Source organism: uncultured Cetobacterium sp. (assembly GCF_947039425.1).
In the GTDB taxonomy this organism is placed as follows: Bacteria; Fusobacteriota; Fusobacteriia; order Fusobacteriales; family Fusobacteriaceae; genus Cetobacterium_A.
Map to the genome: position 1 here is coordinate 1 of NZ_CAMQYW010000180.1, position 4107 is coordinate 4107.

Sequence of the window (4107 nt, forward strand, 5' to 3'; positions counted from 1 at the left end):
CTTTTTAACGTAATATAATAGAAATATTCTATTTTAAGGAGGTTTATTTTGGAGAAATGGATTTGTATTTTGTGTGGACATATTTATAGCCATGATGAAGGAGATGAAATTCAAGATATTGATATTGGAATTAAATTTGAAGATTTACCAAGACATTGGGTATGCCCTTTATGTGGAGGAAATAAAGATTATTTTTTTAAGGATGAGTTAATATAAAAAGGTGTTAGAAACTTCTAACACCTTATCTTTATACTCTACAAATAGGCTTAACTAATCTTTTTTTAGTTAGAGCAATTTGCCAAACTCCAAGATCTCTAGCTCTAAATGCACCAGCACAAGCGAGTAAATAATATTCCCACATTTTTTTGAAATATTTTTGTCCTTCATAATCTTTTTCTATATCTTTCCAAGAATTTTGGAAATTTTCATTCCATGCCATTAAAGTTTTATCATAGTCTGGGCCGAAATCTTCCCAATCTTCCATATAAAATGTTCCTGCTATAGCAGTTCCAACTTGTTGAATTGATGGAATTATCCCATGAGGGAAGATATATTTTCTAATCCATTTATCTCCGTGTTCACTATCACTTAATCCACCAATAGTATGTAATAAAAAGATTCCATCCTCTTTTAACATTTTATGAGCTTTTTGCATATAAACTCCATAGTTCAAAGGTCCTACATGCTCAAACATTCCAATAGAAACAACTCTATCAAATGGATCACTTTCAAACTCTCTATAATCACTATAAATAAATTCAATAGGTAAATCTTTACAATTTTCTTTTCCTAACTTTATTTGTTCTTTAGATAAAGTCAGACCAGTACAAATAACTCCATACTTTTCAGCAGCATATTTCATAAATGAACCCCAACCACAACCTATATCTAAAAGAGTCATTCCTGGTTTTAAATCTAATTTTCTACAAATCAGATCAAGTTTAGCTTCTTGAGCCTCATTTAAATCTTGTGCATCTTTCCAATATGCACAACTATAAACCATTCTTGGATCTAACATATGTTTAAATAAGTTATTTCCAATATCATAGTGAAATGAAATATCTTTTTTACAATTATTAATTGTTTGAGGATTAAATAGATGTTTAAACTTTTCAGCCATTGTAGTAACTAAAACTTCAGCATTATATTTTTCCTCTAAATTTCCTCTTAAAAGGTTAAAAATAAATTGATCAAGGTTTTTACAGTCATACCAACCTTCCATATAAGCTTCTCCTAATCCAAGAGAACCATCAGCTAATATACGACTATAAAATCTTTCATCTCTAACTTGAATATCCCATGGATTATCTCCATTTATTTCAATATTAGCTTCATTTAACAATCTTGTAACAACATTTATCGCATCCATACTCGACCTCCTAAGTAAGTTATAGTTTCAATGTATACTTTTTTTTTGTATTTTACAATATGTTTATTCTAAAAGAATTGTACACAAAAAAAAACAACATGTTATTTTACATGTTGTTTTGAAAAAGTATTTCAATTCTTTCAACTCTATTTTCGTTTATATCTTTTATTATAATAGAAAATCCATCTTCAATTAATTCCTCTCCAATTAAGCTTTGGTCAGGTATACACTCTAATTTTTCAATGACATATCCTGCTAAAGTATTATTATTTTTAGAATATAAATTAATATTTAAATAGTCATTTAAATCATCAAGGGGAAATTTCCCATCTATTATAAATCGCCCTTTAGATATCTCTTCTATTATATTTTCATCATCATATTCATCCTCAATCTCTCCAACTATTTCTTCGACTAAATCTTCCATAGTTACGATTCCTGAAAACCCACCGTATTCATCAACTAAAATAGCCATATATTTTCTAGCACTTTTTAACTCTTTAAAAAGTTGTCTAATCTTTATATATTCAGGAACAAAATATGGTTTTTTTAATAATGCTTTTAAATTTATTTTATCAAAATGAATTTCATGGGCTTTTTTAGCTAAGTCTTTTATATTTAAAATTCCAATAATATTATCTATATCATCTTCATATACAGGAATTCTTGAATATTCCTCTGTAAAAATTAAATCTAATTGATTTTTTAAAGGTTTTCCTATATCAAGGATAAAACTATCAACTCTAGATACCATAATTTCATTTGCACTTTTATCTTTAAATTCAAAAATTGAATTTATCATTTCTTCTTCTTCTTTATCAACCACTCCACTAACTCTTCCTATATTTAAAAGAGATAAAATCTCCTCTTGAGAGGTTTCTTCTTTAAAATTTTTCAAATTAATTCTTAAAATTTTTAAAATAATATTAGTTGACACTGTTAAAAGCATAACAAAGGGTGTCAATATTTTTGACATTAAAATTACAATATTAATTGTACTTTTAGCAATTTTCTCTGGATTTTCAAGAGCTATTCTCTTAGGAACAAGTTCACCAAAAACTAAAGTAAAATATGATAAAATTATTGTTACAATTGTCAATGCTATTAAATTTGAAGATGGTAATCCAATTTGTTTTAAGTATATTTGTAAAGTAGAGGAAAAATGAGTTGCTGCAGAAGCACTGGCTAAAAATCCAGCTAAAGTAATTGCAACTTGAATAGTTGATAAGAATTTTGTAGGTTCTTTTAATAAATTATAAATGGTTTTAGCTTTTTTATCATTTTCTGCCATTGCTTTTATTTTATTTTTATTAATAGAAGCTATGGCCATTTCAGCACACGCAAAAAAACCATTGATAAACGTTAGAAATAATAAAATACAAAGCTCAAAATACAAGCTGACGGAACTAGAATCCTCCATAAAATAAACCTCCTTAAATTTTGTTATTCTATATAATAGCAAAATTTAAAAATAAATCAAGGGAAATCATTAAAATATTGATTTTAATACAGAAATTCTTTGAAAGGAAGAAAAGCAGCACCGTATAAATTTGAAGAGTCACCATTATTTGAAAATCCTAATATATTTTTGTCCCTATAAAAAATATTATTAAATACTTTATTTTTTAATGTTTCTTCCATATTAAATAGATCTTTATAGTGCGTAATTTCACCACCAATAATTATTTTATCTAAATCAAAAATAAGTTGTAATGTTTTAATAGCTCTAGCTAAATAGTTTAGATAATTTTTTAAAATTTTATTTCCTGTAGTTTGTAAATATAATTTTTCTGTAAAAATTTTATTTAAAGTTAGATTTTCTAAATTAAATGCTTTTTGAAAATCTTCTATTAATGAAGTGTTTGAACAATATTTTTCTAAACATCCTCTATCTCCACAAGAACAAAGTTTTCCATTATCAACAACAGTAACATGTCCTATTTCTCCAGCTTTAAAAGATTTTCCATAATATAGTTTACTATTTAAAATAATTCCAGTTCCGACTCCCGTATCTATTGATATATATGCTAAATTTTCATATAGATAATTATTAAAAATATATTCACAAAAAGCTCCAGCATTAGCTTCATTAATTAAATAAACTGGAAGATTAAATACCTCTTCTAATAAAGTCATATCCTTTGAAAATAGATGGAAATTAGTACCTATTTTAAACTCTTTATTTTGATTATCAACTATTCCTGGAAGAGATACGCCAATTCCTTTTATTCTTTCTTTTTGAGGACAATCTAATAAAAATATTTTTAGTTGATCAATGATAAATCCTAGAAAATTCGAATCATTATAAAAGTTTTTAGAAATTTCTTTTTGTTTAATTTTATGGCCTTTTAAATTTATTAAAATTATCCGAAGTCGATTAACTTCTACGTTAATACCAATTGAATATAATCCATTAGGATTAAATTTATATGTTAAGGATTTCCTATTATTTTTCCCCATTAAATATCCTAAATTTTCAATAATTCCCATTTCTAGAAAACTACTAATATATTTACCAACAGTAGGAAAACTAATTTCTAAACTATCTGAAACGTCTTGTTTTGTGAATTCTTTTTTAGATGAAATAAATTTAAATATTTTATTTTTATTTATTTTTTGTTCTTTTTTTTGATAAAACATCTAGACTCAGCTCCTTTTGTTATAACTTTATACAAGTATATTCTTAAAAATAACAAAAGTCAACTCTATTAAAATAGATTTTTCACAGAAAAAAAATT

General features: G+C 25.6%; 4 protein-coding genes. 1 reads left to right on the forward strand and 3 read right to left on the reverse strand.

Features of this window, described 5'->3' with window-relative positions; translation table 11 throughout:
• The first annotated feature begins 48 nt into the window (after positions 1–48).
• Positions 49–216 (forward strand): rubredoxin, encoded by a 168-nt coding sequence (locus Q0V09_RS08625; protein WP_297405884.1) that lies wholly within the window; start codon positions 49–51, stop codon positions 214–216.
• 31 nt (positions 217–247) lie between these two features.
• Here the strand turns inward: Q0V09_RS08625 and cfa are convergent, their stop codons facing one another.
• From cfa to Q0V09_RS08640, 3 genes are all read right to left on the reverse strand, one after another.
• Complete coding sequence (gene cfa / locus Q0V09_RS08630) at positions 248–1369, reverse strand: cyclopropane fatty acyl phospholipid synthase (RefSeq protein WP_297405883.1); 1122 nt, start codon at positions 1367–1369, stop codon at positions 248–250.
• 106 nt (positions 1370–1475) lie between these two features.
• A complete protein-coding gene (locus Q0V09_RS08635; RefSeq protein ID WP_297405882.1) occupies positions 1476–2789 on the reverse strand; it encodes a hemolysin family protein in 1314 nt (437 codons plus the stop codon).
• An 83-nt stretch (positions 2790–2872) separates the two neighbouring features.
• Positions 2873–4009 carry an ROK family protein gene (locus Q0V09_RS08640; protein ID WP_297405881.1) on the reverse strand — a complete coding sequence of 379 codons (1137 nt, stop codon included), beginning with the start codon at positions 4007–4009 and terminating at the stop codon, positions 2873–2875.
• Positions 4010–4107: the final 98 nt, after the last annotated feature.

Excerpts from the sequence above, each read along its gene's own strand:
- Q0V09_RS08640 (WP_297405881.1), bottom strand. The coding sequence starts at position 4,009 with ATGTTTTATCAAAAAAAAGAACAAAAAATAAATAAAAATAAAATATTT.
- Q0V09_RS08635 (WP_297405882.1), bottom strand. The coding sequence starts at position 2,789 with ATGGAGGATTCTAGTTCCGTCAGCTTGTATTTTGAGCTTTGTATTTTA.
- cfa (WP_297405883.1), bottom strand. The coding sequence starts at position 1,369 with ATGGATGCGATAAATGTTGTTACAAGATTGTTAAATGAAGCTAATATT.